Origin of the sequence: Cohnella laeviribosi DSM 21336 (assembly GCF_000378425.1) — a bacterium.
In the GTDB taxonomy this organism is placed as follows: Bacteria; Bacillota; Bacilli; order Paenibacillales; family Paenibacillaceae; genus Cohnella; species Cohnella laeviribosi.
In genome coordinates this window covers 25515-40926 of sequence record NZ_KB899842.1, presented here as the reverse complement: position 1 = coordinate 40926, position 15412 = coordinate 25515, and the positions used below count along the sequence as shown (strand labels likewise).

Genomic DNA, 15412 nt, shown 5'->3' with positions numbered 1-15412 from the left:
GCAAGGGCAACTGTTACGACAATGCCTGCATCGAATCTTTCCACAGCGTTCTCAAGAAAGAGCTCATTTACCAAACGAAATTTAACACTCGTAAACAGGCGTATGATGCGATTTACGAGTACATTGAATTGGAGTATAACCGCATCCGTATCCATTCGTCGATCGGTTATCTGACTCCGTATTTGTACGAAAAAAGGTACTATGAGCAACTCCAGGCAGGATAAAAGTTGTGTCCACTTTCTTGACAGTGATCCAAATCGAGGCCTTTTTACGGTTTGCCGAAGGATTAACGGATTTTCTGTCCGGAAAAAACTTTTTTCAAGCGAAATATCCTCCATAACGGATTGTCCGTCCGTTACCTGGCCACATTCCCCGCACTCCCCGCACTCTCCGCGCTCTGCCCGCCTACCGATTGTTGCCTTTCTCCTTATCCGGTTCTATCTTCCGCATTTCCGTCATAGATTGTAAGACTTCGGACAGGCGGCTTACGCCTTGCGCCGAATCAGGACAAGCCGGAGGTGCAAGAGAGGATGAACAAGCGGAGCGGACGCATCCGGTCTCAGAGCGGGCGATGGATGTGGAGCGCGGCCTGCCTGGCGGGAGCGGCGATTGCCGCAATGGCGTGGATAGCGGAACACAGGCCGGCGGAGCAGGCATATCCCGAAGACCAGGCGGTTATCTATATGAAAAGCATCGAGGATTTCCAGAATGCGAGCGCGGATTTAGCAGGTTTAAGAGAGAAGGGAGACGGAAAGAAGCCGGTTGACGACGAAAGCGGCGCTGCGGCCGGGCAGGATCCTTCGGAAGCGAACCCGGATTCGGCCCGCGCGGCGGACGGGGCCGGCCATCGTCCCGGCCGGGCGCAGGAAAGAAGCGAACAGGCGTCCCTGCTGGTAAGGGTCTATCTGACCGAAGAAAAACGGATTGAACAGGTTCCGCTGGAGACGTACGTGCGCGGCGTAGTCGCCGCCGAGATGCCGCTCGACTTTCAGCCGGCCGCGCTGGAGGCGCAGGCGATTGCGGCCCGGACGTATCTGATCCGCCGCCTGTGGACGAACGACCGCTCCGGCGTGCCGGTTCGCGGAGCGGACGTGACCGATACGGTGACCCACCAGGTCTACAAGTCTTTGAAGCAGATGGAGCAGTTGAAAGCCGCCGATCGCAAGCATTGGGACAAGCTCGACCAGGCGGTCCGAAACACGCGCGGGCTTGTGATGACGTATGACGGCCAGCCGATCCAGGCTTTGTTTTTCGCGTCCACCGACGGCTATACGGAAGCGTCCGAGACGGTATTCGGCGATGCGCTTCCGTATTTGCGCCCGGTCGCAAGTCCATGGGATGCGGTACTAGCTCCGACGTACGAGGAAACGGTCGAAATACCGCTTTCCGATCTGTACCGCAAGCTGGGGATCGACGCGGAGCCCGCTATGGCCCAGGGTGCCGCGGGCGCCGCCCTTAAAATCGTAAAAAAGGCGGCCGGGCACCGGGTCCGAGCCGCCGCGATCGGGTCGAGGACGTTTTCGGGAGAGCAATTGAGAGAAAAGCTGGGGCTTCGTTCCACTTCGTTTACTTGGTCGGTCAAGCAACAGGCCGCGGTGATCACGACCTACGGAAACGGGCACGGCGTCGGGATGAGCCAGTGGGGAGCCGAGGGCATGGCCCGAAAAGGGATGACCGCCGAGAATATCGTCAAACACTACTATACCGGAATCGAGCTGAAAAACGTTTCGGAGCTTATTCGCTAACGGCCGGACGAAGGTGCGCGGCGGGTTGCGTTTTCTCAAAGCTATAAAAATGACAATCTTTCAAAGCGCGTGTATAAAACTCTATCACCTGGCAACACTTGGTTACTGAGGTGATAAAACAATGAGTGATCAAAACAACAAAAACACGCGCAAGGTAGAAGAGTCTCTCAAGCCGATTGCAGCGTCGACCCCTGTCAAGCCTACGGGCTGGAAGAAACTGTTGTCCAGACGTTGGGTGTTCCCTGCCGCTTATATGGCCGCCGCAGCAATCATCGTAACGATCCTCTGGCTGAACACGGGTACGAACGGCAAAGACGAGCCGCAATCCGTACCGAGTTTGTCCGAGGTCGCAAACGATGGCGCCGCCGCGGAAACGGGCGGCCAGGAAGCCGCGGAAGCGTCCGCGAACGGGGAAACGCTCCGCTGGCCGGTAAGCAACAGAGGCGAAATGATCGTCAAGCTGCCGTTCTACGATCCGAGCGGATCGGAGGAACAGCGCGAAGCGGCGATGGTGCAGTATAACGATACGTTCACGCCGCATACCGCAGTCGATCTTGGCCGCGAAGACAACGAAACGTTCGAAGTGCTGGCCGCTATGAGCGGGACCGTGACGGTGGCGGAGCAAAATCCGGTTAACGGCTACGAGGTGGAGATCGAGCATCCGAACGGCCTGACCACCGTCTATCAAAGCCTCGCGGACGTGAAGGTCAAGGTGGGAGACAAGGTGGAGCAAGGCGACGTCATCGCCATGGCCGGCCAAAGCGAGATCGGCAAGGACGAAGGCGTTCACGTACACTTCGAAGTGCGCGACAACGGAGTGTCCGTCAATCCGGAAACGCTGATCAAAGAATAACGAACATTTTGCCAAAACCATACCATGGATCTCTTCCGATCGGGAACCCTGTCGGAAGGGGTCCTTTTTTTACGCGCAAACGATCCGTACGGCGATATTTTCGGCCGGGCTGTCCGCCGCCGGCTTGCGGCAAGCTTTTTTGCGGGGAATGTCGCCGCGGCGGACGTCCGGAGACGGCGTCCTTTACCGGACTGCAGCGAAAGACGGACAGGACTCCGCCTTTTTGCGCACCTTTCCGGGACGCGCGATATGGACGTTTGGCCTAGAAGACGTGCCGCCCATGGAGTTTCTTGGGCTTGTCAGCCCCGATAACAAAGAATAAGTACCCGCTCCCCTCATATAATGTACCAATCTATTCGAGCAGGGAGGCGGGAGCGTGCACGATTACATCAAGGAACGCACCATCAAGATCGGCCGGTGCATTGTGGAAACGCGCAACACGGTACGGACGATCGCCAAGGAATTCGGCGTCTCCAAGAGCACGGTGCATAAAGACCTCACCGAGCGGCTGCCGGAAATCAACCCGGATTTGGCGGATCAGGTGAAGCACATTTTGGAATATCACAAATCGATACGGCATTTGAGGGGAGGGGAAGCCACGAAAATCAAATACAAAAAGACAACCGCCAAAAAACGGGAAATTTTGACGGCGGGAAAACCGTAATTTTGGGTTTATCCCCCAAAAAAAAGAGGATTTTAATCAAAGACGGCGAATACAATACCATTACGTTATTTTCGGAAAATAGCCGCCAAGCCGCTGCCTGCTTGACTTGCGGCAGCCGTCAAACCATATCGCTGGGGGATTCTCGGAACATGTTCAGCAAAGACATCGGAATCGATTTGGGCACGGCCAACGTGTCCATCCACGTCAAAGGCAAAGGCGTCGTGCTCGACGAGCCTTCCGTCGTCGCGATCGAAAGCGATACGCGCAAAGTGTTAGCCGTAGGAGAGGAAGCGCGCCGGATGGTCGGCCGCACGCCCGGCAACATCGTCGCCATTCGTCCGCTTCGGGACGGGGTGATCGCGGACTTCGAAGTGACGGACATGATGCTCAAGTCGTTCATTCAACGGGTCGGAGGGCGCTCGTGGTACAGCCGGCCCCGGATTTTGATCTGCGCGCCCACCAATATAACGTCGGTCGAACAGAAAGCGATCCGCGAAGCGGCGGAGAGAAGCGGCGCCAAAGAGGTGTTTCTGGAAGAGGAGCCGAAGGCGGCCGCGATCGGGGCCGGAATGGATATTTTCCAGCCCAGCGGCAATATGGTTGTCGATATCGGCGGAGGTACGACGGATGTGGCCGTCCTGTCCATGGGCGACGTCGTAACCGCCTCTTCTCTTAAAGTCGCAGGGGACAAGTTCGACGCGGCGATCATGAAGTACATAAAAAGCAAATACAAGCTGCTGATCGGCGAACGGACGAGCGAAGACATCAAGATCAAAATCGGCACGGTCCATCTCGAGGGACGCCGGGAGGAGATGGATATCCGCGGCCGCGACATGGTGACGGGACTGCCGCTGACGATCACGATCCGCTCGGACGAGGTGCGCGAGGCGTTGTGGGAGCCGGTGTCGAACATCGTGGCGGCGGCTAAGTCGGTGCTGGAACGAACGCCTCCGGAACTGTCGGCGGATATTATCGACCGGGGCGTTATTCTTACGGGCGGCGGCGCGCTTTTGGACGGTCTGGACTCGCTGCTCGCCGACGAGCTTAAGGTGCCCGTCCTGATTGCCGAAGACCCGATGCACTGCGTTGTGAAGGGAACCGGCATTATGCTGGACCATCTGGACAAAATGAAGCGCAAGCTAGGGTGAGGAGGGAGAATTATGATCAGAGGACTGTATACGGCGGCATCGGGCATGATCGCGGAGCAAAGACGCCACGATACGGTGACGAACAACATCGCCAACCTCAATACGCCCGGCTACAAAGCGGCAAGCTCCGTCAATCGGGCGTTCCCCGAGATGCTTCTTTATGCGATGGGGGGCAGCGAGCCTTCCCCTAACCCGATCGGCAAGCTGCATACGGGCGTGTTCGCGGAGGAGAGCCTGCTCGGCATGACGCAGGGGGATCTGGTGGAGTCAAGCCGTCCCCAGGATTTGGCGCTCGTATCGGATATCCAGGTGAACGGCGCCGTGTTCGACGGTTCGGGCAAATATGTGGACGCAAACGGAAATGTCGTGTATCAGCCTCAGGCCTTCTTTACGGTCGCTCTGCCTGACGGCACCCAGCGTTACACCCGCAACGGCAGCTTCCAGACGGCGGCGGACGGAACGCTCGTCACGGCCGACGGGTTCCCGGTGCTGGGCGTGAACGGACAGCCGATTACCTTTGACGGGCCGTGGGACAACGTGATAGTTACGGCGGACGGCCGCTTGACCGACAAAACGACGGGTGCGCCGCTGCCGGGCAATCCGCAGTTGCGGTTAACCCGGATCGACAACCCGAACGATCTGATCCGGGAAGGCAACGGCTTGTTCCGCTACGCGGGAGAGCCCGGGGGCATCGCGCAAGTTCAGGCGGGCGACCGCGTCGAGATCCGGCAAGGCTATCTGGAGCGCTCGAACGTCGACGCCTCGCAATCGATGGTCGATATGATGGCTGCGCTTCGGGCTTACGAGGCCAACCAGAAGATGATCCAGTATCTGGACCGAAGCCTGGACAAAACCGTAAACGAAGTCGGCAAAGTATAACCGGCTGCATCCGGCGGCACGAGCATAGAGGAAGGACGTTGAATACACATGAACAACTCCATGATCAGCGCGGCAGCCTCGATGGGCTCCCTGCAGCAGAAGCTCGACATTCTCGCGGACAATATCGCCAATCTGAATACGAGCGGGTACAAACGGAAAAACGCCGTATTCGAAGATCTTTTGACCAGCATCCAGCCGCATAAGGAAGATTTCCGGCTGGCCGGGCGCCGCAGTCCGCTCGGCTTTACGCAAGGCTGGGGCGCCAGATTGGTCGCGCAAACGCTGGATTTGACGCAAGGACCGCTTCAGGAAACGAAGAACGCGACGGACGTCGCGATCGAAGGGAACGCCCTGTTCGAAGTGCGGACGGGCGCTACACTGGGCAGCGAGCGCGCCTTTACCCGCCAGGGCGCTTTTCAGCTGGTGCCGACTGGTAACGGCGAGCGCATGCTGGTGACCAATGCGGGATACCCGGTTGTCGCCACCAACGGCGGCGCGGATACGTTCGTGCTGGTTCCGGACGGATATGAAATGGTCATTGGCGAAGACGGCAGCATTGCGGCCAAAAGCCCGGACGGATCGAATGTGCTCGATCTTGGCACACTAAAGCTGGTTGAAGCGGCGAAGCCCGACCTGCTTCAGGCGGTGGCGCACAACCTGTACGGCGTGCCGGCGAACGTAAACGCGGCCGATGTCGTGCGGCTTGTGGCGGCGGCGCCGGGGCAAAACGGAGGCGTTTCGGTGCGCCAGGGATTCCTCGAGCAATCCAACGTCGATCTTGCCGCCGAGATGGCGGATCTGATCATGGTGCAGCGGGCTTATCAATTAAACGCAAGGGCATTGTCCTCCAGCGATCAAATGATGCAGATGGCCACCGACTTGCGCGGATAACGGCCTTTGTCAACGAGGCGTTTTTTGCCGCGCCGGCTTAGACACGGGTTACGCCGCGCGGCAGAAGCTTAAGGAGGAATCGATAGGTGACGGCATCAACCCGTTCGCCGGACCCGAAACGTCCCGCGAACGGAAAAAAACGTTCAGCGGGCAAAATAGCCGGAAGGGTCGTCTGGACGTTTGTGAAAGTGTTATCGGTACCGATTGTTTGCTTAATCGCTTTGGCCGTCGGCCTGGCGTTCGGATATGTGGTGCTCGGAAAGAGAGAACTGGCCGAGGTGTTCGATTGGGACACCTGGCGGCATATGTACGATCTCGTGTTCGCGAAAGGCGGCTGAACGATCCGGGCCGCTGCCGGCCACCGGGCTTGCGGCTTACGGCTCCCCCCGGCTCCAACCGGGGGGTTCTTTGTGCGGTTTGACGGCCCTAGGTTTACGCTCGATAGGGCGAGCGTTATAATAATGGGAGCTTTGGAGAAATGGGGGGGAATCGGGAATGAACTTGCCGAATATGATGACCATGTCCCGATTTGTCATGATTCCCTTGTTTCTGGTCCTCTACTTTGACGATCATCCGGTAGCGGCGTTGTGCATTGTGCTGCTTGCCGGCCTTACGGATCTTCTTGACGGCTACATCGCCCGCCGCAGCGGACAGGTGACGGCGACGGGCGTCATGCTGGACCCGCTGGCGGATAAGCTGATGATGCTGTCCGTAATCGTCGCGCTTGTCGTCGGCGGGGAAATCCCGTGGTCGGCGGCGGCCATCATGGCTGTCCGGGAGATCGGAATGATCGCCAGCTCGGCATTTTTCTATTTTCGCGGGATGAAGACCGTACCGGCGAACATGCTTGGAAAAGTGACCACGTTTGTTTACTATGTGGCGATTATGCTGCTGTTTCTCGGGCTGCCCGGCGGAACGGCGGCGCTATGGTGCGCCATCGTGCTGTCCTTTGTGGCAACGGGCGTCTACTTCCTGAAGTTTCGGACCCTCAACAGCGTTTCCGGAGGATAGGGGAAAACAGAAAAAGACAAAAGAACCCTCCGCCGTGCCGTGCGTCAGACAGGCAAACAGCGGCGAGTTCTCTTATATCAACCTTCGCGACTGCAGCTCGCGGAAGGGACGATTCTAGTATGAACCGATTTGCGGCGATTTATGCGCTGCAGGGCAAGGCGGCCGGTTCATCCCGGCCGATTCCAATCAGATGACTTCGGGAGGGATATCCATGTTGGATATTACGCAAATTCAGGAAATCATTCCTCACCGGCCGCCGTTTCTGCTGGTCGACCGGATCGTGGAGCTGGAAGCGGGAAAGCGCGCCGTCGGTCTGAAAAACGTCACGATGAACGAGCCATATTTTGTCGGACATTTCCCGGGATATCCGGTCATGCCGGGCGTGCTGATTATGGAAGCGCTGGCCCAGGTGGGAGCGGCCGCCATTCTTTCCGTGGAGGAGAACAAGGGCAAAATCGGATTGTTTGCAGGCGTGGACGAATTCCGGTGGCGCGGCCAGGTAACGCCGGGAGATACGCTGACGCTTCAAGTTGAAATCATTCGGTTAAAAGGTTCTATAGGCAAAGGTCAGGCTACGGCCAAAGTCGGCGATCGCGTCGTCGCCGAAGGCGTTCTTATGTTTGCGCTGACCGATCCCGCCAAAGCCTGACGATAAGCCTGTAACAGACCATACTCGGTAAAGGAGCTGTGAGTCATGACGAACCAACCGAATGCAACGGATCTTTACAACGCCTGGCTGAACGACCCCAACGTGGATGAAGAGACCAAGGCGGAACTGCGCGGAATTGCGGATCAGCCGAGCGAGATCGAGGACCGGTTCTACCGCGATCTGGAGTTCGGAACCGGCGGACTGCGCGGCGTCATGGGCGCGGGCACCAACCGGATGAACCGCTACGTAGTCGGCAAAGCGACGCAAGGCTTCGCCCAATATTTGCTGGAGCGGTTTTCTTCTCCGACGTCTTCTCCGTCGGTCGTCATCGCCCACGATTCCCGGAACCATTCCGATTCGTTCGCGCTTGAGGCGGCTTGCGTGCTGGCGGCCAACGGCATCAAGACGTATCTGTTCCGCTCGCTGCGGCCGACGCCGCAGCTGTCGTTTGCCGTGCGCGATCTGAAAGCGTCCGGCGGCATCGTCATCACCGCCAGCCACAACCCGCCGGAGTACAACGGGTACAAGGTATACGGACCGGACGGCGGGCAGCTTGTGCCTGCCGATGCCGAACGGGTCATCGCCTCGATCCGGAAAGTCGCTTCCTTCGATGAAGTCAAGCGGCTTTCGCCGGAGGAGGCGGAAGCGCGCGGGCTGATCGTATGGCTTGGGGAGGACGCGGACGAACGGTATACGGATGCGGTCGTGTCCCAATCCGTACAGCCGGACGCGATCCGCAACGGCGCGGGCAAAGAGCTGAAGATCGTCTATACGCCGCTCCACGGCGCGGGCAATCTCCCGGTTCGCCGCGTGCTGGAAAAAGCGGGATTCACCAACGTGCACATTGTGCCTGAGCAGGAGCGGCCGGACGGATTTTTCCCGACGGTCAAGTCTCCGAACCCGGAGGAGCGGGAAGCGTTCACGCTGGCGATCGAGCTGGCGGAGAAGATCGGGGCCGACATCATCATCGGCACGGACCCCGACAGCGACCGGATGGGAGCCGTGGTCAAAAACAAAGAAGGCCGCTTCGAAGTGCTGACCGGCAACCAATCGGGCGCGATCATGGCTTACTATTTGCTGTCCAACCTGAAAAAATTGGGCAAACTACCTGGCGACGGCGCCGTGATCAAGACGATCGTGACGAGCGAGATGGGAGCGGATATCGCGAAATCGTTCGGCATGAGCGTCTTCAACACGCTGACGGGTTTCAAATACATCGGCGAAAAAATCACCGAATTCGAACGGACGGGCAAGCATACGTTCCTGTTCGGCTACGAGGAAAGCTACGGCTACTTGACCGGCACGTATGCCCGGGACAAGGACGCGGTGGTCGCCGCGCTGCTGATCTGCGAGGCAGCCGCTTACTACAAGTCGCAAGGGAAGACGCTGTACGACGTCCTGCTCGAGCTGTACGCCGAGTACGGAACGTATCTGGAGCAACTGGAATCCCGTACGCTCAAGGGCAAGGACGGGGTCGAAAAAATTGCCGGCATCATGAACGATTGGCGAACGAACCCGCCTTCTTCGGTCGCCGGCGTCGCCGTGTCGCAAGTGCTCGATTACAAGAATGGGCTTGACGGCCTGCCGAAGGAGAACGTCCTGAAGTTCCTGCTGGCGGACGGCTCCTGGTTCTGCCTGCGCCCGTCGGGTACGGAGCCGAAGATCAAAGTGTATTTTGCCGTAAGAGGCAACGGGCTTGGAGAAGCCGAAGCCGCGTTGAAACGGTTGGTTGCGGCCGTCATGGAACGGGTGGACGCGTTAAGCTGACAGGGAAACGCCGGCGTGCAGGCAAGCGCCGGTCCGCCGATTGCGGAGCGGTTCGGCGAAACGTCGTTTCGGTTGACCGGTGCTTGCCGTGCTCACGTTCGGCCCTTGCCGTTTTTGCGATAAAAATTGCCGCTTTTGGACAGATCGAGAACGCGGAAGTGCTGCGCCGGTGCCGTATGGAACATCCGATGGAACAGGGATGCGGGCAAGGCGGCTGCGGATTGCGCCAGGCGCGGCGGAAGAAAGGGGAGAACGCGGCATCGCAAACCTCTTGACGAGGAGCGGCGTTACGCGCGGACCCGAGATCCGTTCCATCCGGATGCCGTTCTGCGTTTTAGCAAACATTTAAGGAGTGAAAGTTGTGCCCCATTGGCTTGAAAATTGGAACCGGAGGCTGGCCAAGTGGTTATGGTGGGTCGTGCTGCTCGGTCTGGTCGGTTCGCTGCCGGTGTTGTACGCCCGCTCGGTAACGGAGCATTCCGCGAACGAAGTGGAATTTATTATGGACTACCGCGATTTGCTGCAGGTGTCCGCGACGCAAATCAATCCGGAAGCTTTCGTTAACGACCAATTGGCTGTTTTGAAGGAAGCCGGTGTCAATGCCATGGCGGTGTTCGAAAGCAGCCTGGACGAGCTGGTCTGGTCCGGAGAAGTGAACGTGTACAATGCCGCGCAAGCCGCTCTTCTGGAAGGAAAGCTGGCGCAGGTCGGAGACAACCGCACTTATTTGCTCTTTAATAAGCCGGAGCACGAGCGCGAGATCCGGGCGCTGATCGTGGATGCTTTTTCGAAAGCCGGAGTGGAGATTGGCGATTGGTCCGCGCAGGGCCGCAACGGCCTCGTGCTGAACGTGGTGCCCGAAGTGGCGTACATGCAGCCGATGCAGCCGAATCCGATCGCGATGAAAAAGCTGCATGACGAGGGCTTTCTGATCGTGCCCCGTCTCTCGGACCGCGGCAAGTATTACGATCCGGCCGAGATGGCCAAATGGCTGCAAACGTTCCGCGAATACGGCGTCAAAACGATCATTTTCGACGGCGATGCGGTGACCGGCTTCGGGAACGAGGCGGAAGCGGGAACGCTGAAGCAGTTCGCTTCCCAACTGAAGGAGGCCGGGATCGGCATCGGGGCGATCGAAAACCTGAAGCTGCCTCAGCAAGGCTTCGGCACGCTGGCCCGGCTGCTCGATTACGACGTGGCGCGGCTGCATTCGGTATCGGAAGCGGAGATGGCCGTGATCAGCCCGTCGACGCTGGCGGACCGCATCGTGCTCGCGGTGAAGGACCGCAATATCCGGTTTATTTATTTGAATGCGGCGCCGGTAAAGGATTCGGCGAGCGTTCGAATTTCGCATCCGATCGACACGATCGCAACCGCGCTGGCGGGCGGCGAGGAGACGGAAGGCGCGATCAAGCAGCTGAAGCATTTCGGATTTGTCCCGGGCGCAGCGCATTCGTTTACGGTGCATCACGCGCCGGCGGAAACGGCGCTGCGCGCGCTGGCCGCGGCGGGCGCGGCCGCGCTCGTGGCGCTGACGGTCGGCTTGTTCCTTCCGTCGCTGCTGGTGCCGGTTACGGCGCTCGGCGCGATCGGGACGGCGGGCGTTGTCGCGCTGCACTCCTCGCTTCTTGACCAAGCGCTCGCCTTGTTCGTGGCGATCGCCGCCCCGACCGCCTCGCTGGTGCTGGTCGTCCGCTGGCTCCGCGCGAAGCGCAGCCGGCCGGGCGAAGCCGCGCAATCGGCCGCTTCGCGCCTCGGCAAGGCGGTGCTGCTGTATGCGGGCACGTCGGTGCTGTCGCTTGCGGCGGTGCCGTTTGTCGCCGCCTTGCTGAACGACATTACGTACAGCCTGGTGCTTCAGCAGTTCCGCGGCGTCAGCCTGCTGCATTTGGCGCCGATTGCGCTGGTTGCCGTATACGTGTTCCTGTACGGCCCCGGCGGTTCGGTGAAGGACAACATCCGCCGCATTTTGCGGATGCCGATTACGGTGCTGACGGTCGTCGCGGCGGTCGTGATCGCCGGGGTGGGCTACTATTATCTGTCGCGCACCGGCAACAGCGGACAAGCCAGCGGTCTTGAGCTGATGTTCCGCTCGTATCTGGAGAACACGTTCGGCGTCCGTCCGCGGTTCAAGGAATTCATGCTGGCGCACCCGATTTTCCTCCTGGGCCTGTTCCTGGCGCTGCGCTACCGGTGGGCGACGGTGCTGATGATCGTGGCGTCCATCGGACAGCTGTCCATGGTCGATACGTTCGCGCATATTCACACGCCGCTCAAGCTGTCGGCCATTCGCGTGCTGCTCGGACTCGGCCTTGGAGCGGCGATCGGGCTGATCGCCATCTGCGTTTGGCAGATCGGCGAGGCGTTGTGGCGCCGCTACGGCGGCCAAAAGGCGCGGCAGGCATAGGTTTGGCGTTGGGACGGCAACAAGTTCGGGGAAAAAGAGGCCCGAAGGAGCGGCCGCGAAATGCCGCAATTTGGGCTGAATGGAAAAACAGGCGGTGCGTACCATAATGAAAAGAAATGAGGATGGCGTGGTTCGGCTGGTGCTGTCCGGTTATTACGGATTTCGCAACAGCGGGGACGAAGCCGTGCTTCAGAGTATTTTGACGGCTCTGGAAAACGCGGCGGCGGAAAAAGGCATGCGCGTGGAGCCGATTGTGCTGTCGGGCGATCCGGCCTGGACGGAGAAGCAATACGGCGTCAAGGCCGTGCACCGCATGAAGCTCGGGGAGATGCGGAAGGCGCTCCGCGCCAGCGACGGGCTGATCAGCGGCGGCGGCAGCCTGCTTCAGGATGCGACCGGATTGGGGTCGATTCCGTATTATTTGGGCGTGATGGAACTGGCCCGCTGGTGCGGCAAGCCGGCGTTCGTGTACGCGCAGGGCATCGGCCCGGTGCATCGGGCGGTGTTCCGCCCGATGATCGCCCGCGCGTTCCGCAAAGCCGCGTACGTGTCCGTACGCGACGGCGAATCCGCCGAGCTGCTGCGCAGCTTCGGCGTGGCCGCGGACCGGATCGACGTCGTCGCCGATCCGGTCATGGGCCTGACGCTGCCGGAGGAGGCTCCGGCAGCGGACGGCGCGCGCGACGGCGAAGCCGCGGCGCGCAGGGCGCACGGCACGCCCCCGGTGGTGGGCGTGTCGGTGCGCTTTTGGCGCAGCGACCGCGCGGATTTGGACCGCGTGGCCGCTGCGCTGGCGGCGCTGGCCGGACGGCGGAGCGTCCGGCTGCGCATGCTGCCGTTCCATCACGGCTCCGACGAAGAGGCTTCGCGGTATGTGATGGAACGGCTCGGGCGCTTCGGGGCGAGCGCGGAGCTCGCCCCGGCGCACGAGTCCCCGCGCGCGATGCTGCGCGAGGTGGCGGGGTGCGACCTGCTGTTCGGCATGCGGCTGCACTCGCTCATTTACGCGGCCAACCGCAGAGTGCCGCTGATCGGTCTTTCCTACGATCCGAAGATCGACCAATTTCTGGGCCGGCTCGGGCAGAAAGCGGCCGGCACGACGGATGCGCTCGATGCGGAGCGCTTCGCGGAGCGGGCCGCGGAACTGCTGGACAAGCCGGACCGCTGGCGGCGCGACGCGGATGCGGCGCTGGACAAGCTGAAGGCGGATGCCGTCCGCCCGGCGGCCCGCATCCTGCGCATTTTGGACGAACGTAAAGGAAGGTGAATTTTTTTGTCGGAAGCAAGCAACTCGGACACCTTTCCTACCGTCTCTATTTATGGCGTTCCGTTTTCAAAGATGGACATGCGGTCGACCGTGCATTTTCTGACCGAACGGATTGAAGCGCGCAAGCCGACCCGCGTCGTGACCGGCAATCCGATCATGCTGATGGCGGGCCTCGACGATCCCGAGTACCGCCGCGTGCTGGCGACGGCGGATCTCATCGTCCCCGACGGCTCCGGCGTCGTGTGGGCGGCGCGCAGGCTGAACCAGCCGGTGAAGGAAAGAGTGGCGGGCTTCGATCTGATGCACGAGCTCCTGCGCGAAGGCGACCTGCGCCATTGGAGCGTTTACCTGCTCGGCTCGACGCAGGAAGTGCTGGAGGCGGCGGAAGCGAATTTGGCGCGGCAATTTCCGGGCGTGCGGTTTGTCGGCCGCCGGAACGGATACTTCACCGACCAGGAGGACGAGGCCGTCATCGCCGACATTCGCCGGGCGAATCCCGATTTGCTCTTCGTCGCCCGGTCCGCGGCTAATCAGGAGCCCTGGATCGCCAAGCACGAGAAGGCGCTGGCCGTCCCCGTCATGATGGGAATCGGCGGCAGCCTCGACGTCATCTCCGGCAAGCTGAAGCGCGCGCCTGCGCTGTTCCGCAGGCTGGGCGTCGAGTGGCTTTACAGGCTGATTCAGGAGCCGTGGCGTTACAAACGGATGCTCGCGCTTCCGAAATTTGCCCTTAAGGTAATCCGAGACGGAGATAAAGTCCTGAAAATGCGGTGAAGCCACGTGAAAATCGGATGAAAATCAAGCATTTGCAAGAAAATTGGCGAAAATCCGCCGTAAAAATGCCTTGTTGAAGTCGTGGGCGCGGAGTATAATTCAATCCGGTACAGATAGAAAAGGGGAGTTTCAAATGCCGACAGGCTGGATAGCGGGAATCGGGATATCCGGTTTTGCACTGGCGCTGGCCCTATCGCTCGCGCTGACGCCGCTCGTACGAAAACTGGCATTCAAGGTAGGCGCGATGGACGTGCCGGATCAACGCAAGGTGCATACGCGAATCATGCCCCGGCTCGGGGGAGTTGCCATTTACGCCGCCTTTACGGCAAGCATTCTTCTGTTTCTTCCTGTTTTGCCGGATAACTTTCTGAATGCGTATGACCGCAATTTGATTTGGGCGCTGCTTGCGGGCGGCACGCTGATCGTGCTGCTCGGGGCCTTGGACGACAGATTCACGCTGTCCGCCAAGCTGAAGCTGCTGGTTCAAATCGCGGCCGCCTGCGTCGTCGTGTTCGGTTTCGATATCAAAATCAATCTCGTCAACGTTCCGTTCGGTTCGGCCATGCAGCCGGTCGGAGAATGGCTGAGCATTCCGCTTACGATTCTCTGGATCGTCGGCGTCACCAACGCCATCAATCTGATCGACGGATTGGACGGACTGGCGGCCGGCGTTTCGGCCATCGCCATCGGCACGATTCTCGTCATGTCGGCGCTGATGGGCCAGGAAGCGGTCATCCTGCTCTCGGTGGTGCTGCTCGGCGCCGTTATCGGCTTTTTGAAATATAACTTTCACCCGGCCAAAATTTTCATGGGCGATTCCGGATCGCTGTTTCTCGGCTTCACGCTTGCGATGCTGTCGATGCTCGGATTCAAGCAGATTACGGTCGTTTCGTTCGTTACGCCGCTGCTCATTATCGGCGTGCCGCTGTCGGATACGTTTTTTGCGATCGTCCGCCGCTGGATCCAGAAGAAACCGATTTTCGCCCCGGACAAGGGCCATCTTCATCACTGCTTGCAACAGCTTGGCTTCAGCCACCGCAAGACGGTTTTGATCATTTACGGCATTGCCGCCTTTTTCGGCGTTTGCGCCATCGTTCAATCGCTTATTTCCAAATCCGGCCTCGGCAACTGGGTGACCTTCGTCGTCATCTGCGTTCTGGTGTTCCTTCTGCAAATCGGCGCCGAGCTGATCGGCATCGTCGACAAGACGCGCAAGCCACTGATCGGCTTCCTGAACCGGATGTTCTTGCGGCAGCAGACGCATACGCGTTCGAAATAACGTTTGCTTGGACAATGATCCCGAAGCGCGGCTTCGGTTTTTTTACGATGGAGAGCGGTAAACATTCCGTTTATCCTT

The 15412-nt window shown here is 59.7% G+C and carries 15 protein-coding genes; all 15 read left to right on the top strand.

Annotated features, from left to right (window positions below):
* Positions 1-224, top strand: a 224-nt coding sequence (locus F560_RS0117890; RefSeq protein ID WP_019007139.1) for an IS3 family transposase, incomplete at its 5' end; no start/stop codon positions are given.
* Between the two features lie 306 nt (positions 225-530).
* Entirely contained in the window at positions 531-1745 is a 1215-nt protein-coding gene (gene spoIID, locus F560_RS24270) for a stage II sporulation protein D (protein ID WP_019007138.1), read from the top strand.
* Between the two features lie 121 nt (positions 1746-1866).
* Positions 1867-2598, top strand: a complete 732-nt coding sequence (locus F560_RS0117880) for a M23 family metallopeptidase (protein WP_019007137.1) — start codon at positions 1867-1869, stop codon at positions 2596-2598.
* Between the two features lie 376 nt (positions 2599-2974).
* Positions 2975-3262, top strand: coding sequence for a sporulation transcriptional regulator SpoIIID (gene spoIIID / locus F560_RS0117875; RefSeq protein ID WP_019007136.1), 288 nt, complete (start codon positions 2975-2977; stop codon positions 3260-3262).
* A 149-nt stretch (positions 3263-3411) separates the two neighbouring features.
* Positions 3412-4410: a rod shape-determining protein gene (mreB, locus tag F560_RS0117870; protein ID WP_026298376.1), complete on the top strand. Its 999-nt coding sequence runs from the start codon at positions 3412-3414 to the stop codon at positions 4408-4410.
* Positions 4411-4422: 12 nt separating this feature from the next.
* A complete protein-coding gene (locus tag F560_RS0117865) occupies positions 4423-5289 on the top strand; it encodes a flagellar hook-basal body protein (RefSeq protein ID WP_019007134.1) in 867 nt (288 codons plus the stop codon).
* 48 nt (positions 5290-5337) lie between these two features.
* Complete coding sequence (locus F560_RS0117860; RefSeq protein WP_019007133.1) at positions 5338-6180, top strand: flagellar hook-basal body protein; 843 nt, start codon at positions 5338-5340, stop codon at positions 6178-6180.
* Between the two features lie 86 nt (positions 6181-6266).
* Complete coding sequence (locus tag F560_RS0117855) at positions 6267-6518, top strand: DNA-directed RNA polymerase subunit beta (protein WP_019007132.1); 252 nt, start codon at positions 6267-6269, stop codon at positions 6516-6518.
* Positions 6519-6675: 157 nt separating this feature from the next.
* The gene (gene pgsA, locus F560_RS0117850; protein ID WP_019007131.1) at positions 6676-7191 is read left to right on the top strand and encodes a CDP-diacylglycerol--glycerol-3-phosphate 3-phosphatidyltransferase; all 516 of its coding nucleotides are present in this window, start codon (positions 6676-6678) and stop codon (positions 7189-7191) included.
* 211 nt (positions 7192-7402) lie between these two features.
* Positions 7403-7840 (top strand): 3-hydroxyacyl-ACP dehydratase FabZ, encoded by a 438-nt coding sequence (gene fabZ / locus F560_RS0117845; protein ID WP_019007130.1) that lies wholly within the window; start codon positions 7403-7405, stop codon positions 7838-7840.
* Positions 7841-7885: 45 nt separating this feature from the next.
* A complete protein-coding gene (locus tag F560_RS0117840) occupies positions 7886-9607 on the top strand; it encodes a phospho-sugar mutase (protein WP_019007129.1) in 1722 nt (573 codons plus the stop codon).
* 361 nt (positions 9608-9968) lie between these two features.
* Entirely contained in the window at positions 9969-12014 is a 2046-nt protein-coding gene (locus F560_RS0117830) for a DUF5693 family protein (RefSeq protein WP_019007127.1), read from the top strand.
* A 106-nt stretch (positions 12015-12120) separates the two neighbouring features.
* Positions 12121-13281: a polysaccharide pyruvyl transferase CsaB gene (gene csaB / locus F560_RS0117825; RefSeq protein ID WP_019007126.1), complete on the top strand. Its 1161-nt coding sequence runs from the start codon at positions 12121-12123 to the stop codon at positions 13279-13281.
* A 72-nt stretch (positions 13282-13353) separates the two neighbouring features.
* Entirely contained in the window at positions 13354-14055 is a 702-nt protein-coding gene (locus tag F560_RS0117820; RefSeq protein WP_083932126.1) for a WecB/TagA/CpsF family glycosyltransferase, read from the top strand.
* 133 nt (positions 14056-14188) lie between these two features.
* A complete protein-coding gene (locus F560_RS0117815; protein ID WP_019007124.1) occupies positions 14189-15334 on the top strand; it encodes an MraY family glycosyltransferase in 1146 nt (381 codons plus the stop codon).
* Positions 15335-15412 lie beyond the last annotated feature (78 nt).

What these genes read in the sequence shown, in the direction of transcription:
- F560_RS0117880 (WP_019007137.1), top strand. Translation starts at nt 1,867, where the DNA reads ATGAGTGATCAAAACAACAAAAACACGCGCAAGGTAGAAGAGTCTCTC.
- F560_RS0117815 (WP_019007124.1), top strand. Translation starts at nt 14,189, where the DNA reads ATGCCGACAGGCTGGATAGCGGGAATCGGGATATCCGGTTTTGCACTG.
- csaB (WP_019007126.1), top strand. Translation starts at nt 12,121, where the DNA reads ATGAAAAGAAATGAGGATGGCGTGGTTCGGCTGGTGCTGTCCGGTTAT.
- F560_RS0117840 (WP_019007129.1), top strand. Translation starts at nt 7,886, where the DNA reads ATGACGAACCAACCGAATGCAACGGATCTTTACAACGCCTGGCTGAAC.
- pgsA (WP_019007131.1), top strand. Translation starts at nt 6,676, where the DNA reads ATGAACTTGCCGAATATGATGACCATGTCCCGATTTGTCATGATTCCC.
- F560_RS0117865 (WP_019007134.1), top strand. Translation starts at nt 4,423, where the DNA reads ATGATCAGAGGACTGTATACGGCGGCATCGGGCATGATCGCGGAGCAA.
- spoIID (WP_019007138.1), top strand. Translation starts at nt 531, where the DNA reads ATGAACAAGCGGAGCGGACGCATCCGGTCTCAGAGCGGGCGATGGATG.
- fabZ (WP_019007130.1), top strand. Translation starts at nt 7,403, where the DNA reads ATGTTGGATATTACGCAAATTCAGGAAATCATTCCTCACCGGCCGCCG.
- mreB (WP_026298376.1), top strand. Translation starts at nt 3,412, where the DNA reads ATGTTCAGCAAAGACATCGGAATCGATTTGGGCACGGCCAACGTGTCC.
- F560_RS0117820 (WP_083932126.1), top strand. Translation starts at nt 13,354, where the DNA reads ATGGACATGCGGTCGACCGTGCATTTTCTGACCGAACGGATTGAAGCG.
- F560_RS0117860 (WP_019007133.1), top strand. Translation starts at nt 5,338, where the DNA reads ATGAACAACTCCATGATCAGCGCGGCAGCCTCGATGGGCTCCCTGCAG.